The 14,386-nt window shown below is 70.6% G+C and carries 14 protein-coding genes and 1 pseudogene; 4 read left to right on the top strand and 11 right to left on the bottom strand.

Annotated elements, in window-relative coordinates:
- Positions 1–12: 12 nt before the first annotated feature.
- Positions 13–639: pseudogene (locus OG306_RS18485) on the bottom strand (phosphoribosyltransferase); the annotation flags it as partial.
- 133 nt (positions 640–772) lie between these two features.
- Here OG306_RS18485 and OG306_RS18490 point away from each other — a divergent pair.
- Positions 773–1,582: an HAD-IIA family hydrolase gene (locus tag OG306_RS18490; RefSeq protein WP_266747215.1), complete on the top strand. Its 810-nt coding sequence runs from the start codon at positions 773–775 to the stop codon at positions 1,580–1,582.
- A gap of 46 nt (positions 1,583–1,628) precedes the next feature.
- Here OG306_RS18490 and OG306_RS18495 read toward each other — a convergent pair whose 3' ends face one another.
- Positions 1,629–2,411, bottom strand: coding sequence for an ABC transporter permease (locus tag OG306_RS18495; protein ID WP_371665512.1), 783 nt, complete (start codon positions 2,409–2,411; stop codon positions 1,629–1,631).
- Between the two features lie 13 nt (positions 2,412–2,424).
- Between OG306_RS18495 and OG306_RS18500 the strand changes: the two genes are divergently transcribed.
- Positions 2,425–3,624: a sensor histidine kinase gene (locus OG306_RS18500; RefSeq protein ID WP_266747217.1), complete on the top strand. Its 1,200-nt coding sequence runs from the start codon at positions 2,425–2,427 to the stop codon at positions 3,622–3,624.
- Positions 3,621–4,313, top strand: coding sequence for a response regulator (locus OG306_RS18505; RefSeq protein WP_266747218.1), 693 nt, complete (start codon positions 3,621–3,623; stop codon positions 4,311–4,313). The genes OG306_RS18500 and OG306_RS18505 overlap by 4 nt, the downstream gene beginning before the upstream one ends.
- A gap of 32 nt (positions 4,314–4,345) precedes the next feature.
- Here OG306_RS18505 and OG306_RS18510 read toward each other — a convergent pair whose 3' ends face one another.
- Entirely contained in the window at positions 4,346–5,143 is a 798-nt protein-coding gene (locus tag OG306_RS18510) for a VOC family protein (protein WP_266747219.1), read from the bottom strand.
- Between the two features lie 309 nt (positions 5,144–5,452).
- On the opposite strand from OG306_RS18510, the gene OG306_RS18515 reads away from it, so the two are divergent.
- Positions 5,453–6,403 carry an ion transporter gene (locus OG306_RS18515; RefSeq protein ID WP_266747220.1) on the top strand — a complete coding sequence of 317 codons (951 nt, stop codon included), beginning with the start codon at positions 5,453–5,455 and terminating at the stop codon, positions 6,401–6,403.
- A gap of 184 nt (positions 6,404–6,587) precedes the next feature.
- Here the strand turns inward: OG306_RS18515 and OG306_RS18520 are convergent, their stop codons facing one another.
- The 8 genes from OG306_RS18520 to OG306_RS18555 form a co-directional block, all read right to left on the bottom strand.
- Positions 6,588–7,178 (bottom strand): CAP domain-containing protein, encoded by a 591-nt coding sequence (locus OG306_RS18520; protein WP_266747221.1) that lies wholly within the window; start codon positions 7,176–7,178, stop codon positions 6,588–6,590.
- 414 nt (positions 7,179–7,592) lie between these two features.
- Complete coding sequence (locus OG306_RS18525; protein ID WP_266747222.1) at positions 7,593–8,417, bottom strand: enoyl-CoA hydratase/isomerase family protein; 825 nt, start codon at positions 8,415–8,417, stop codon at positions 7,593–7,595.
- Positions 8,414–9,544: a cytochrome P450 gene (locus tag OG306_RS18530; RefSeq protein WP_266747223.1), complete on the bottom strand. Its 1,131-nt coding sequence runs from the start codon at positions 9,542–9,544 to the stop codon at positions 8,414–8,416. The genes OG306_RS18525 and OG306_RS18530 overlap by 4 nt, the downstream gene beginning before the upstream one ends.
- A 327-nt stretch (positions 9,545–9,871) precedes the next feature.
- Positions 9,872–11,272: a cytochrome P450 gene (locus tag OG306_RS18535; protein WP_266747224.1), complete on the bottom strand. Its 1,401-nt coding sequence runs from the start codon at positions 11,270–11,272 to the stop codon at positions 9,872–9,874.
- Positions 11,273–11,460: 188 nt separating this feature from the next.
- Complete coding sequence (locus OG306_RS18540) at positions 11,461–12,051, bottom strand: GTP-binding protein (RefSeq protein WP_266747225.1); 591 nt, start codon at positions 12,049–12,051, stop codon at positions 11,461–11,463.
- Positions 12,026–12,400 (bottom strand): DUF742 domain-containing protein, encoded by a 375-nt coding sequence (locus OG306_RS18545; protein ID WP_266747226.1) that lies wholly within the window; start codon positions 12,398–12,400, stop codon positions 12,026–12,028. The genes OG306_RS18540 and OG306_RS18545 overlap by 26 nt, the downstream gene beginning before the upstream one ends.
- On the bottom strand, positions 12,397–12,801 hold the full coding sequence (locus tag OG306_RS18550; protein ID WP_266747227.1) for a roadblock/LC7 domain-containing protein: 405 nt from the start codon (positions 12,799–12,801) through the stop codon (positions 12,397–12,399). The genes OG306_RS18545 and OG306_RS18550 overlap by 4 nt, the downstream gene beginning before the upstream one ends.
- Positions 12,798–14,039, bottom strand: coding sequence for an ATP-binding protein (locus OG306_RS18555; RefSeq protein WP_266747228.1), 1,242 nt, complete (start codon positions 14,037–14,039; stop codon positions 12,798–12,800). Before OG306_RS18555 ends, OG306_RS18550 begins: the two co-directional genes overlap by 4 nt.
- Between the last annotated feature and the right edge of the window lie 347 nt (positions 14,040–14,386).

Genomic DNA, 14,386 nt, shown 5'->3' on the forward strand with positions numbered 1-14,386 from the left:
TCCGCGATGCCGGGCCTGCGCCAGCAGGGAGATGACCTCCGCGTCGGAGGTCTGCCCGAAGTCCCGGTACCACTCGCCGACGGCGTAGAACAGGCGCGGCATGAACAGACATACCACGTCGTCCGCGCTCTCCCGCAGCCGGACGACCGCGTCCGGCGGCGCCACCGGTACGGCTGCCACGATGCGTGCCGGGTGCTGTGCCCGTACCACTCGGCAGGCGGCCTCGGCCGTGGCGCCGGTCGCGATGCCGTCGTCCACGACGATCACGGTCCGGCCCTCGACCGGCGTCCGCGGCCTGCCCGCGCGGTACGCCTGCGCGCGCCGTGCGAGTTCCGCCGCCTCGACGCGTTCGATCGCCGCGAGATCCTGCTTCCCGACCCGGATATGGCTGACGACGTCCTCGTTGAGGACGCGTACGCCGCCCTCGCCGATGGCCCCGAAGGCCACCTCCTCGTGGTGCGGCACACCGAGTTTTCGGACCACGATCACATCGAGCTCGGCACCGAGTGTCTGCGCCACCTGGAAGGCCACCGGGACTCCGCCGCGGGGCAGGCCCAGCACCACGGGGCTCTCCCGCTCCAGCTCCCGGAGCGCCTCGGCCAGCTGCTGTCCCGCGTCCGTACGGTCGGCGAACAGCACGGCGGTTCACCCCCAACCAGGGGAGAGAGGGACGGCACGGGTACGTGCACGAGTAGGTGGGTGTCCCCTTCGCTTCCCTTCTTCGAAACAACCCCAAGTGCGGCGGGCGCGCAACTCGGGCAGGGTCGGTCACATGGAAGGAATCGGAGCGGTCCTGATCGACATCGACGGTGTTCTCACGGTGTCCTGGAAGGCGCTGCCGGGCACCGTGGCAGCCATGGGGCGGCTGCGCGAGGCGGGGCTCCCGCTGGCCCTGGTCACGAACACCACCTCCCGCACCCGCGCCACGATCGCCGGGAAACTGGCCGCCGAGGGTTTCCCCGTCTCGGCCGACGACATCCTCACCGCCCCCGCCGTCACCGCCGCCCACCTGCGAGAACACCACCCCGGCGCCCGCTGCCTGCTGATCAACACGGGTGACATCCGGGACGACCTGACGGGCGTGACACTCGTCGACGAGGACGAATGCGGTCCGGGTCACGGCGCCGAGCCGGACGTCGTCGTCCTCGGCGGGGCCGGGGACGCCTTCACCTACGCGGCGCTCAACCGCGCCTTCCGCCATGTTCGACGCGGTGCCCGGCTCGTCGCCATGCACCGCAACCTGTACTGGCGCACGGCCACCGGCCTCGACCTCGACACCGGGGCCTTCCTCCTGGGGCTGGAGCGGGCCGCCGGCGTCGAGGCGGAGATCACCGGCAAACCCGCGGGGTCGTTCTTCACCGCCGCCCTGGCCCACCTCGGCGCCACTGCGGCCCGGGCCCTGCTGGTCGGCGACGACATCGAGACCGATGTCCTGGCGGCCCAGCACGCCGGGCTCACCGGCGTGCTCGTGAGAACCGGCAAGTACCTCCCCGAGACCCACCGGGCGGCCACCGGCACCCCGGACCACGTGATCGACTCCTTCGCCGATCTGCCGGCCCTGCTGGAGCGGCTGGGGGCGTGACGGCCGGGGCGGCGCCCACCCCTCACGCGCCCCGCACCCCGCCCGTTCACGCGTCCCGCAGCCGGAACACCGCCACCCCCGCCTGCAGCGCCGCTCCCGCCCAGGCAGTGAGGACGCCGAGGCCCGGCCAGGGGGCGATCGGCAGGATGTCCAGGTTCCGGGTGGCCTGGACCGCCAGGCCCGCCGACGAGGGGGCGAGCTCCTGCAGGCGTTCCCGCCAGGTCTCGTCGGCGACCATCAGCGCCACCACGGGAAAGGCGTACAGCAGGCCGAGCACGGCCGTGATCGCGCCGGCCGTGTCCCGTACAGCCGTCGCCGTTCCCAGGGAGAGGAGGGCGATGAGCCCCAGGTAGAGCACCGAGCCCGCGGCGGCACGCAGGGTCGGGGGCTCGGTGAGGGAGAGTGCGGCCGTGCCGAAGCCGTTGCCGGGAAGGAGGAGGCGGCCGGCCAGCAGTGAGCCGAGGACCGCGAGTGTGCCCGCCGCCACGACGGCCCCGGTGACGACGGTCGCTTTCGCGGCGAGAACCCGGACGCGGCCGGGCACCGCCGCCAGCGTGACGCGGATGGTGCCCGTGCCGTACTCGCTGCTCATCGCCAGCACCGCGAGAACGGCGACCGCCGCCTGGCCGAGCCAGACACCGGTCAGGCAGAGCTTGACGGTGTCCTCGTGGCACTCGGCCGGGGACGGGCACTGGCCGGTGGCCGCGGCGCCGAGCGCCACCGTGAGTGCGACGACGGCGAGCAGCAGCCACTGCGGCTGCCGGCATCCCTCGCGCAAGGGATGGCGGGGACGACCGGTGAGGGGGACGCCAAGGGGCGCCGACGCCATGACAATGGCGTGTATGAGCGATGGCGCGTGCATGAGCGAAGGAATCATGCGGAAGGCGCGGAGGATTGCCCTCTCGCCCGACGGACCGGTGGTGGCCGCGGTGGCACTGGGGCTGCTCGCGGCCGTGGAGAGCGCCGGCCGCGCCGGCGCCGGGCAGCCGGATCTTCCGCTCACGCTGCCGCTCGCCATACTGCTCGGCCTGTGCACCACGCTGCCGCTGGCGCTTCTGCGCGTCCACCCGGCCGCCGCGGCCACCGCCGTCACCGCGGCGAGTCTCCTGGCACTCGCGGGCTACCGGGACCTGACCCTCGCCGGGCTCGTCGCCCAGTTGCTCGCCCTGCACCGCCTCGGCAACCGCGGCTCCCGCCGCCTGGCCGTGCTCCTCGTGGTGCCGTACGTCGCGGTGGCGCTCACCGACCCCGACGACACGGTCCTGCGCGTGTACGCGGTGACGGCCGCCGTACTCTCGGCGGCGGCCGTCGCGGACGGCATCGGCCGCCGCACCCGGGCCGAAGCGGTGGCCCGCGACGCCACCGAACGGGCCATCGCGGACACGCTCCTCGAACACGTGGCGCGCGGCGAACGGGCCCGCATCGCCCGCGAGCTCCACGATGTCGTCGCCCACCACATCTCGGTGATCTCCGTCCAGGCGGAGACGGCCCGCCTCACCACCCCGGGCATGCCCGAGGCCGGGGCGAAACGGCTGCGGGACATCGGCGACACGGCACGCACCGCACTGACGGAGATGCGACGACTGCTCGGCGTACTGCGCGAGGACGCGGGCACACCACCGGTCACCCGGAAGCCCCAACCCGGCCTCACCCAGCTCAACGAGCTGCTGGACGAGGCCCGTGAGGTCGGCGGTGCGGGCGCCCGGCTGATCGTCAGCGGCCCCGTGAGCCCGCTCGACCCGGGCATCGAGCTCACCACGTACCGGATCGTCCAGGAAGCCCTCACCAACGCCCGTAGACATGCCCCCGGCGCGGCCGTGGACGTCGAGCTGCGCTACGCCCCGCAGGCCCTGGACCTGCGCATCAGGGACAACGGCCCGGGACCGGACCGCTCCGGCTCCGGCGCCCGGGGCCATGGCCTGCTCGGTATGCGCGAGCGCGTCGCGGCGGTCGGCGGCGAACTGCGCACGGGCCCGGCACCGGGCGGCGGCTTCCTCGTCGAAGCACGGCTCCCCGTCGACACGAAGGAGGCCCTGCGGTGACCGCGACGACCACCCGGATCGTCGTCGTGGACGACCACGAGGTGGTGCGCGCCGGATTCGCCGGACTCCTGGACACCCAGCCGGACTTCATGGTGGTCGGGACGGCGTCCGACGGCGCGGAGGCGGTACGCGTCTGCGCGGAACAGCGCCCCGACGTCGTGCTGATGGACGTCCGGATGCCGGGCACGGACGGCATCGAGGCCACCGCGCGGATCAGGGCCGCCGCCCCGGACGGCGGCGGCCCGCGCATTCTCGTCCTCACCACGTTCGACCTGGACGAGCATGTCTACGACGCGCTGGCCGCCGGGGCGGGCGGCTTCCTGCTGAAGGACGTCACCGCGGAGCGTCTGTTCGACGCGGTACGCGTGGTCGCCGCGGGCGAGGCCCTGCTCGCGCCCACCGTCACCCGTCGCCTCATCGGCGAATTCGCCCGCATGCGCCGCACGGCCCCGGCCCCGGCCTCGCCGACCGCCCCGCTCACGGCGCTCACCCCGCGTGAGACGGAGGTACTGCGCCTGATCGCCGAGGGCCTGTCCAATCCGGAGATCGCGGCCCGGCTGAGCGTCAGCGAGGAGACGGTCAAGACCCATGTCAGCCGCATCCTGAACAAACTCGGTCTGCGGGACCGCACCCAGGCGGTGGTCGCGGCGTACGAATCCGGTCTGGTGGTGCCGCGGACCGGGAGATGAGCCGGGGCACGGACGCGTGGCCCCGGACCACGTCAGGACACCGGAGACGTCCTGGGCATCTCGCCCTCGGTCGTGTTGACGTCGATCACGGAGAACGGCGCGCCCTGCGGATCCGTCAGCGCGGCGAAGCGGCCGAAAGGAATGGTCATCGGGCCGAACCGCAGGACCGCGCCGCGCTCGGTGGCCTTCGCGACGGCCGCGTCGCAGTCCGGGACGGTGAAGTACACATTCATGTACGGCGGCACCTCGGGCGGGAATTCGTCGCCCATCTTCATCCGCCCCATGACCGTCTTGTCGCCGAGGTTGAACAACCTGAAGTCGACGTGCTCGTCCTCCATCTTCACCACGCTGTACGGGAAGACGGCGGGGAAGAACGCATCGGACTTCTCGGGCTCCCGGGTGAACACCTCGGCCCAGCAGTACGCACCGGGCACGCCCTGCGCCTCGAAGCCCTCATGGGCGCCCGCCTGCCACACGCCGAAGGTGACACCGCTGGGATCGCGGGCCAGCAGCATCGTGCCGAACTCGCCGACCTCCATGGGGTCCATCAGCGTCTCGCCGCCGTTCTCACGGATCTTCGCGGCGGTGGCGGCGGCGTCCGGCGAGGCGAGGTAGAGACACCAGGACGGCTGCCCCTCCTGGCCCGGCATCGGGGGCACGACGGCGGCGACCGCCTTGCCGTCGGCGTACGCCTGCGTGTAGTCGCCGAACTCCGTCGAGGACTCGCCGAACGTCCAGCCCAGCACATCACCGTAGAAGCTCTTCGCGCCGTCGAGATCGGGGAACATCGCATCGGCCCAGCACGGGGTGCCCTCCGGTTGTACAGCCATGACGTCGACTCCTTCGTCTTCTGCGTACTCGCGCGTACGCGCGCTCGGCGGGTGGTACGGCCTTTCACGCTAGCCAGCCCACCGATTCCCCGCGCGCCGGACGCGAGCCGCCACACCGACGGCGTAGCGGTACGGATGCGAACGGGTGGAGCCGGGGAAGGCCGCTCGTGGCCCACCGCGACCGGCCCGCCTCGGCGTCCGGTGCGAGGCCCGTGACGACGCCCTTTAAGATCCACTTCTGTTGGCGAGTGGCAACGAGCGGCAACCGGCCTGCGGGGACCGTACTTCTGCGAGGAAACGAATCACACCATGTCCGAACAGGTCGCCGCTCACTTACGGCGTGAGATCGCCGTACGCAGCCGTCGGATCCTGGACTCCTCGGCCTTCGACGGCATCGTGTTCTGCCTCATCGTGACCAACGCGGCGCTGCTGGGAGTCGAGACGTACAGCGGCGTCGTGCAGCAGTGGCACGACGTCCTCAAGGTCGCGGAGCACGCCTTCCTCGCCGCGTTCACCGCGGAGATCCTGCTCCGCGCCGCCGCTCACGCCGACCGGCCCCGGGACTTCTTCCGCGACCCCTGGAACGTGTTCGACGTACTCGTCGTCGCGCTGGCCTTCCTGCCGTTCGCCCGCGAGAACGCGACGGTGCTCAGGCTCCTGCGGCTGGCCCGGGTGCTGCGCGCCGCGAGGTTCCTGCCCCAGCTGCGCATCGTGATCGTCGCGGTGGGCAAGAGCCTCCCCGGCACGCTGAGCTTCCTGCTCGTCGGGGCGCTCCTGCTCTACGTGTACGCCATGGTCGGCTGGGTCTTCTTCGCCGGCGACAATCCCGAGCGCTTCGGCTCGCTCGGCCGAGCCGCGCTCACCCTCTTCCTCCTCATCACCCTCGACGGCCTCGGTGACGCGGTCCGCGCGGCCCTGGAGATCTCCCGCTGGACGATCCTCTACTTCGCGTCGTTCGTCCTGCTCGGTTCCTTCCTGCTCGTCAACCTCCTCATCGGCGTCGTCATCAACTCCCTCGAAGAGGCACGCGAGCTGGAGAAGGAACGCGAGCTGGAAGAGAGCGCCCGGGACGCGACGCCCCCGGGACCCCGGCTGCCTCCCGCCGACACGGCCGAAGCGCTCCGGGCGCAGATCGACGCAGCTCGCCGGGCCCTGGACTCCATCGAGGCGGACCTCGCGGAGACCCGGCACTCGTGCGGCTGCCGAGGCGCGGGGGACGGAGAAGGGGAACCCGTGGCGGTCGGGGAGCCCGGTACGTAGGCCGGTCCTCGCCCTCGCGTCGCCGTCCGATGGCGCGAAATCCCGTTCGCGTGGCGGCACATGGAGAAGAGGCGGCACGGTGGCGAAGTCATCACATTCTGTGCGTCACTGTGCGCACAGAGCAGCCCCGGCGGTGCACCAACACCATCCGAGGGCCTCACCCGGCCGTGGCCGAGCGGGTTGTTCACCGGGCCGCTCCGAAGTCCTGCGTCCAGTAGTTGCCGGGCTGGGCGACGCCCACGCCGATCTCCTTGAACGAACAGTCGAGGATGTTGCGCCGGTGACCGGGGCTGTTCATCCAGCCCGCCACGACGTCCTCGGGGGTGGTGTAGCCGCGGGCGACGTTCTCGCCGTACGCCCTCCAGTCGTAACCGGAGCCCGTGATGCGGTCGCTCGCGGCCGATCCGTCGGAGCTCGTGTGGGACATGTTGCGGTGGGACGCCATGTCCGCGCTGTGGGCCCGGGCCGCCTTCGTCAGCTTCGCGCTCTTGGCCAGCGGCGAGCACCCGGCCTCGGCGCGTACGCGGTTGACGAGCGTCAGTACGCGGGCGGCGGCACGGGACGCCGGAGCCGCGGGCTCCGAAACGCTCACGGGTGCGACGGACTTCGGGACGCTCCCCTGTGCGGTGCGGGGCCACCCCGCCCCCACAGCCGGCGTGTCCTGGGGGGTGTAGGCCATGGCGGCGGAGGGCACACCCACGGCCCCCACGGCGACGACGGTGACGACGGCGGCGGTGATCTTCCGGTGGGACGTCTTCCTGCGGTGCTTCCTCATGCGTGACCTCGCTCAATAGTCGCGGAGCGGCCCCGTACAGCGTCGTTCCTGGACCGGCTTCCGGAACGGGCGGCAAGCGGAAGTACTGCCCGGGTCCGTCCAACCGACAGGTGGGCGGGAGTGCCTGGCGGGGCGCATGCCGAGGAACGTAGCGCGCGTATACCTGCGCCGAGGCGGACAGACATCACCATGCCGTCCAAGTGGCGGCTACCCATCAGTGTTTTGAGTGGCAAAAAGCTCGGCGGCCGGTGTCGCCCGCCGGTTGCGCACCCTCCGGCTCCGGCGTCGACGGTGCGGAGCGGACGGTCCGGCCTCGCACGCGTACCGCGTCCGAGTCCTCGTCCACGCCCAGTGCCACGCGAGCACGGACCACCAACCCGGCACCCACCACGTCCTCGACCGCCTCGCCGAGGGCTAACGCACCGGTACGGCCCCCGCGCCCGTCCCCCCGGCGTCGCGGGTCCGGCGGGTCGCGGCCGCGACGGTGGCCATCAGCTCCGCGTCCAGGACGGACGAGTCGGCCAGCCGCGTCGCGGCTGCGTACGAGTTGAGCAGGGCCTTCGTGACGCGCAGGGCCGCCTCGGGCCGGCGCACGATGGGCTTGGCCCACGCGTCGACCGCCGCGTCGAGTTCGTCCTCGGGCACGACGCGCTGGAGGACCGACAGTTCGTACGCCTCCGCCGCCTTGAAGGGACGCCCGGTCAGAATCAGTTCGCGCACCCGGGCGGCGCCGACCTCGTGGAGCAGGCGCGGCAGCATTCCGCCCCAGGCGGTGGGCAGGCCGAGCGCCAGTTCCGGCAGCCGGAATCCGGCGGTGTCGGCGCCGACGCGCAGATCACAGGCGAGGGCCAGTGCCATGCCCGCGCCGATCGCCTTGCCCTGGACCCGGGCGATGGTGACGGCCTGGCTGGTGGTGAGCGCCTCGCAGACGCGGCGGCCCTTCTCGGCCGCGATGCGGATGCCCCGCCCGGTGGGGTCCTCGTCGAGCCAGTCGACGAACTCGTTGCGGTCGCCGCCCAGCGAGAAGTGCTCGCCGGCCCCGCTGAGCACCACCACCCGGACATCGGGGTCCGGCAGGGTCAGGATCGCCAGCAGATCGTCCAGCATCGCTTCGGTGACCGCGTTGCCGGTGTCGGGGCTGTTCAGCTCCACGCGCAGGATGCCGCCCTCCCGCGCGGTGCGTATGGGGCTCGGTGCCGCCCGGTACGGCGACAGGTACTCGGTGAGAGAGAACTTCATATGGCTACATTCATCGAGGTCACACGTCTGAAGACCAGACGGGACGCGTAGTTGGGCGCCGTCACGGCGCGCAGGGTGGGGAAACGTTTCAGGAGCTGGGCCAGGAGCGTACGTGCCTCCAGGCGGGCGAGAGCCGCGCCCAGGCAGTAGTGCACACCACCCCCGAAGGTGAGGTTGGTGCCGGTGCGCGTGACGTCGAAGGCGTCCGGGTCCTCGGTGCGCCGGGGGTCGTGGTTGGCGGCGCCGAACACGACGTGGACCATGGTGTCCTTCGCGATCGGCACGCCCGCCAGGACCGTGTCATCGGCGGCGATCCGCGTGTTGATCTGGATCGGCGGGTCGTAACGGAGAACTTCGTCGACGGCCGCGTCGATGTAGCCGGGGTTCTCCCGGAGCCACTCCCACCGGCCGGGCTCCGCCAGCAGCAGGCCCACCATGGACGACAGCAGCGTCGCGGTGGTCTCCAGCGAGGCGATGGTGACGAACATGGTCAGACGGTAGAGGATCTCGTCCGCCGCCTCGCGGTCGGGCGCCATCGCGTCCCAGGTGTGTATCCAGCCGGTCACGACATCGTTGCCGGGGTTCGCGCGGCGCTGCTTCACCAACTCGGTGAAGTACGCGCGTAGATGCAGGGTCGCTTCTTCGGATACGGCGAGTTCGCTCTTGGTGGGCAGCAGCTCCTGGGCGTGCACCTGGTTGTGGGTGATCTCCAGGATGTGGGCGTAGTCCTCGGGCGGGATGCCCAGCCAGGTGCCGATGGTGCTGATCGGGAGCTGCTCGCTGACCGTACTGACGAAGTCGGCCTCGCCCCAGCGCAGTTTGTCGGCGAGCTCGTCGAGAAGGCGGGTGACGTGCTCCTCGATCTGTGGGGTCAGCCGCTGGATGGTGGAGCGGTCGAAGAGGTTGCCGAGGCTGCGGCGCTGGCAGGTGTGCTCGGGCGCGTTGAGGCGCGCGAGCGTCTTGGTCATCTCCTGGGTGGCGATGGCGTCCCACTGCCGGGCGTCCTCCTGGCGTTCCTGCCAGGCGAAGTCCGGCGCCAGCCAGTTGCGACCGCGAAGCACCTCGCTGCACGTGTCGAAACCGGTGACGAAGTACGCGTCCCAAGGAGCGCGTACGACATCCCCCATGGCTCTCAGTTCCCCCAGAAGGGCGTAGGGATCAGCCTGCCCCTCCGGTGATTTGAGACGTCGCAAGAGGGAGATGAGGGCACGGCGGTCGACGGCAGGCCGGTCGGTGCCACATATAGCGCTCACGCAGAGTTCCTCGCCTTGGGCTCATGGTTACGGCCAGAACCTACCCCTCCGCATATATCTGCCAAGCGTCGATCTTTGTTGCCCGCATCACAGGCAAATGTGTCGCTGACCCCTTGTTATATGCCGACAGGCCGTCAACTTCCCTTGCTCTCCAGGCGAGTTATGCGTACATGCCGTCCGAATTCCGGTCGCTGGACGGCGTCACACCCGGAACACGTCCAGGAAGGAACTCCACCAGCCCTTCGTCTTCTTCTGCGGCTCGATCTGGTCGTACCGCGCGGCGGGAACCTCCTCAAGAGGGGCGGTACGGGACGAAACAGACGGCTGGGGTGCCGTGTTCGCGGCCTTCGCCGCCTGGCGGGCCGGACTCGGGCTGAACCGGACCGGCAGCGATACCAGGGCCCGGTGGAACGGTCCCGGCCGCCACTCGACCCCGGAGGCCGGAACGGCGAGGGTGAGGTCCGGCACCGAGTTGAGGATCTTCTCGATCGCGGTGAGGGCGATGAGCTGCGCGGGGGACTTCGCCGGGCAGACGTGCGGACCCGCGCCCCAGGCCAGATGGGCGCCCTTGCTCAGGGTCTGGCGGGCGTCGGTGAGCGCGGGATCGCTGTTCGCTGCGGCGAAACTGATCAGTACAGGGGAGTCCGCCTTCAGCGTCACGCCGCCGAGGTCGATGTCCTGGACCGGGTAGTGCGTCGCGTAGTTGGCGATCGGCGGGTTGTTCCAGAGCACGTCGTCGAGGGCGTCCTCGACCAGCAGCCCGGTACCTCGCCGCTGCGAATTCCCGGTGTCATCGGACAGCAGGAGGAGCAGCGCGTTGGCTATGAGGTTGCGTTCCGGCTCGATGCCCGCGCCCATCAGCATGACGAGCTGGTCCTTGAGCTCCTCGTCCCGCAGGCCCGCCGGGTGCTGGATGAGCCAGGAGGTGATGTCCTCGCCGGGCTGGCGCCGCTTGAGCGCGACGAGTTCCATCAGGCACTCGGTCAGCTCGGTGTTGGCCCGCAGTACGTCCTCGCCGTCGAAGATCGCGGACATGCCGCGGGTCAGCCGGTCGCCGATCTCGCCGGGGCAGCCGAAGAGCTGGTTGAACAGCAACAGCGGCAGCAGCTTGGCGTAGTCGCCCAGCAGGTCGGCGGAGCCGCGTTCGATGAACTGGTCGATGAGGTAGTCGGCGATGCGCTCGACGTCCCGGCTGAGCCGGGTGGTGTTGAGCCGGCCGAGGCTCTCGGTGACCGCCTTGCGCAGCCGCAGGTGTTCGGTGCCGTCCGTGAACAGGCAGTTGGGCCGGTACGCCATCATGGGCACGACCGGGCTGTCGAGCGGTACGCGTCCCTCCCGCAGTGCCGCCCACCGCCGCGAGTCCCGGGCGAAGTAGGAGGGGTTCTGCAGGACCCGGAGCGCGGCCTCGTGCTGCACGATGAGGGTGGCCTCCACGCCGGGGGCCAGCTCGATCGGAGCGGCGAGCCCGTGCGCCCGGAACGCGTCGTACACACGCTGCGGATCGGACGCGAACTCCGGTCCGTAGAGGGACGTCTGACGCTCACCACGCATCGGGCACCCGGTGGGGGCGCTGTACGGGGTGGCTCCCGGCGACGAGTCCATGTGTGATTCCTCGGTGTGATCGCGGGCCTCGCGGGACCCGGACGGAGAACGGAGAACGGAGATCGGGCCGCCCGCCCCGTTCGTACCGCGGGCGGAGAACGGGGATCGGGCGACCCTTTACGTGGGTACCGGCGGCCGGAGAACGGGGGTCGGGCCATCCGTACCGGAAGACGGCGGGCGGAGCAGGGTCAGGCCACCCGGGCGAGCAGGTGCTGGACCAGGGTGATCAGGGCCTGCGCGGACGACTTCTCGTCCCGGGCGTCGCAGTACACGACCGGGGTGTCCGGCAGCAGGTCGAGCGCTTCGCGCAACTCGTCCTCGGCATGCCGGGAGTACGGGTCGAAGCTGTTGACCGCGACCGCGTACTCAAGCCCGTACGTCTCGACCAGGTCGATCACCGGGAAGGTGTCGGCGAGACGGGCCGGGTCGACCAGGAGCAGCGCGCCGAGCGAACCCCGCGCCATGTCCTCCCACAGCTCGACGAAGCGCTGCTGGCCCGGCGTACCGAACAGGTACAGCACCAGCTCGTCGCTCAGGGTCAGACGTCCGAAGTCCAGGGCGACCGTCGTGGTCACCTTGCCGGGCGCGCCGCGCAGATCGTCGATGTGCGCGCCGGCCTGCGTCATCCGCTCCTCGGTGCGCAGCGGAGTGATCTCGGAGAGGGTGCCGATGAGCGTCGTCTTGCCCACGGCGAAGTGTCCGACGACGAGGATCTTCGCCGCACGCTGTACCGCGTCCGACACATAGATGCTCTCAGCCGAACCGGACGTGGAGTCCATGCAACACCTCTTCGAGGATCTTCCTGTCAACGAGTTGAGCCGGCGGTGGCGCCTTGCGGCGTATCAGATGTCCTTGTTCCGTTAAATCGTTCAGCAGCAGCCGAGCCACTCCGACGGGCAGCTCCAGATGGCCCGCGACCTCGGCCACCGACAGATAGCCGCCGGAACACAGGTCCCAGATCGCCCGGACCTCGGGGCTCGGGTTCGGGGGCCGCTGACGGTCGGGGGCGATCATGACCAGAGTGACGAGGGAGAGGCCCTCGGCGTCGGGCAGGCCGCGTCCGCCGGTGATGACGTAGGACCGGACGAACCCGCTGCTGACCGCCTGCTCCTCGCCCGGCGTCGTCATGCTTCGCTTCCGGCGTTCTGGCGGAGCGGCGTGGTCATCGCCTTCCCCAGCGCGGTGACCTGCTGCTGCATACGGAAGGACATGGCCTCCATGTCCACGTCGGCCGCGGCGGCCGCCGCCAGGTAGGCGCCGGTACCCGCGGCGATCAGGAAGATCCAGCCGTGCTCGTACTCAAGGAGGGTCTGCCGCCAGCGACCGGGGGTCTGGGTGCCGATGAAGGGGGCGACGGCCCGGCTCAGCGACTGCATGGAGCTCATCGCCGCTGCCACGGTCTCCGCGTCGTCCCGGCCGATCTGGCTGGAGTTGGCCAGTAGCAGGCCGTCGGCGGAGACGAGGATCGCGTGCCGAGCGCCGGGTACCTGGAGCACATCGTTGAGCACCCAGGACAGATCGGGGTTCACTGGATCTCGGGTCCTTCCATCGTCGTCGTGTCACGTCCGGACCGGGTTCCGCGCTGGAACGCACCCAGGCGGGAGGCGGTCTCCTCGTTGCTGCGCGCCGGCTCGGGTTCGGCCGACGGCACCACGGACACCGGACTCTTGCGACGACGCTTGGGCAGGCCGCCGGCGGTGGTGAAGGACGCGGCGGGCTGCGGAGCGGGGGCCGGCTGTGCGGCCGGGGGGAACAGCGGAGTCGGAGCGGGCGCGGGCGCCTGGCGGTACGGAAGCGCCGCCACGTCCGCGTCACGGCCACCGGCGGCCGCGGGGGCCGCGACGGCGGCCGGGGGCGCGGGCGCGTCGCCGGTGAGAAGCTCGTCGGGCAGGAGAACCACCGCGCGTACGCCTCCATAAGGGGATACGGAGTCCACCGAGACCTTGAACCCGTAGCGGGCGGCCAGCATGCCGGAGACGGCGAATCCGAACTGTGGGGGAATGCCCAGGCTGGAGACGCTGATCGCGGCCCGGGGCGCGAGGAGAGCCGCGGCGCGGTCCTTCTCCTCCTGGCCCATGCCGAGGCCCGCGTCGTCGACGATGAGGCAGACGCCCTTCGGGACGGCCTGGATGTTGATCTCCACCGGAGTGCCGGGGGCGGAGTAGTTGGTGGCGTTGGCGAGCAGCTCGGCGAGGACCACCGCGACGGGTTCCACGGCCTTGCTGACGACGGAGAAGTTGACCTGTCCGTTGACCCGGACCCGGTCGAACTGCCGGATGCGGCCCTGGGCGCTGCGGGCGACGTCGAAGACGGACGCGACGGTCTCCCGGCGTCCGAGCCAGCCGCCGCACAGCACCGCGATGCCCTGCGCCCGGCGGCCGAACTGGCTGTTGGCGTGGTCGATGGCCATCAGGTCGGCGAGCATGTTGGGGTCGTCGCCGTATTTCTTCTGGGCGTTCTGTACGACCACTTGCTGCTCGTCCGCGAGCCCCTGAAGAGTACGCACGGCCGCCTTGAGGACGGCCTTGGTCTCCTCTTCGGCGTCCTTGCGGACCTCGGCCATTTCAGCGGCCTGCCGGTGCAGCAGACCGGTGTGGGCGACGTGGACCTCGTCCCGTTGCCGCTGCAGCGCGTCCCGCTCCTCCCGTAGTCGGGAGTTCTGTCTGCGAAGCCCGATATTGGTCTTGCGAGCCCGCAGGACGGCACCGACAGCTACCAGTGCTACGACAACCAGCGCCCAGAGGAGCAGGCCCTGTGCAAATGTCATGAGACTCACTTCAAGTGCCATGGCTGGGAAACGGCTTGACGCTTCCTCATGTGCCATGCAAACCAGGCTCATTGAGTCACGGCATGGATCACGCGGGGAAGGCCCCTCCGAAAGTGGGGCCGAGGAATTCATCCCTTCCGGAATGCCCCCATACGCCATCAGCCCACTGGAAGTAAGATGATCTTAGCATCGGCCTGTCTGGGAAATGTCAAGACCAACACGCCAGTTGCACTCTTGACGCGGAATGTTCACATCCACGCGGCCTGATGGCCCGTCGAGAGCCCTCATACAGCGTGCGGTTCGCGAGACCGGCCGTGTTCGCGGCGTGTGCATGCACCGCCCGGCCG

It is taken from the genome of Streptomyces sp. NBC_01241, from assembly GCF_041435435.1.
Lineage (GTDB): Bacteria > Actinomycetota > Actinomycetes > Streptomycetales > Streptomycetaceae > Streptomyces.

Excerpts from the sequence above, each read along its gene's own strand:
- OG306_RS18515 (WP_266747220.1), top strand. The coding sequence starts at position 5,453 with ATGTCCGAACAGGTCGCCGCTCACTTACGGCGTGAGATCGCCGTACGC.
- OG306_RS18535 (WP_266747224.1), bottom strand. The coding sequence starts at position 11,272 with ATGGACTCGTCGCCGGGAGCCACCCCGTACAGCGCCCCCACCGGGTGC.
- OG306_RS18520 (WP_266747221.1), bottom strand. The coding sequence starts at position 7,178 with ATGAGGAAGCACCGCAGGAAGACGTCCCACCGGAAGATCACCGCCGCC.
- OG306_RS18510 (WP_266747219.1), bottom strand. The coding sequence starts at position 5,143 with ATGGCTGTACAACCGGAGGGCACCCCGTGCTGGGCCGATGCGATGTTC.
- OG306_RS18495 (WP_371665512.1), bottom strand. The coding sequence starts at position 2,411 with ATGGCGTCGGCGCCCCTTGGCGTCCCCCTCACCGGTCGTCCCCGCCAT.
- OG306_RS18555 (WP_266747228.1), bottom strand. The coding sequence starts at position 14,039 with ATGACATTTGCACAGGGCCTGCTCCTCTGGGCGCTGGTTGTCGTAGCA.
- OG306_RS18530 (WP_266747223.1), bottom strand. The coding sequence starts at position 9,544 with ATGGGGGATGTCGTACGCGCTCCTTGGGACGCGTACTTCGTCACCGGT.
- OG306_RS18500 (WP_266747217.1), top strand. The coding sequence starts at position 2,425 with ATGAGCGATGGCGCGTGCATGAGCGAAGGAATCATGCGGAAGGCGCGG.
- OG306_RS18525 (WP_266747222.1), bottom strand. The coding sequence starts at position 8,417 with ATGAAGTTCTCTCTCACCGAGTACCTGTCGCCGTACCGGGCGGCACCG.
- OG306_RS18490 (WP_266747215.1), top strand. The coding sequence starts at position 773 with ATGGAAGGAATCGGAGCGGTCCTGATCGACATCGACGGTGTTCTCACG.
- OG306_RS18545 (WP_266747226.1), bottom strand. The coding sequence starts at position 12,400 with ATGACGACGCCGGGCGAGGAGCAGGCGGTCAGCAGCGGGTTCGTCCGG.
- OG306_RS18540 (WP_266747225.1), bottom strand. The coding sequence starts at position 12,051 with ATGGACTCCACGTCCGGTTCGGCTGAGAGCATCTATGTGTCGGACGCG.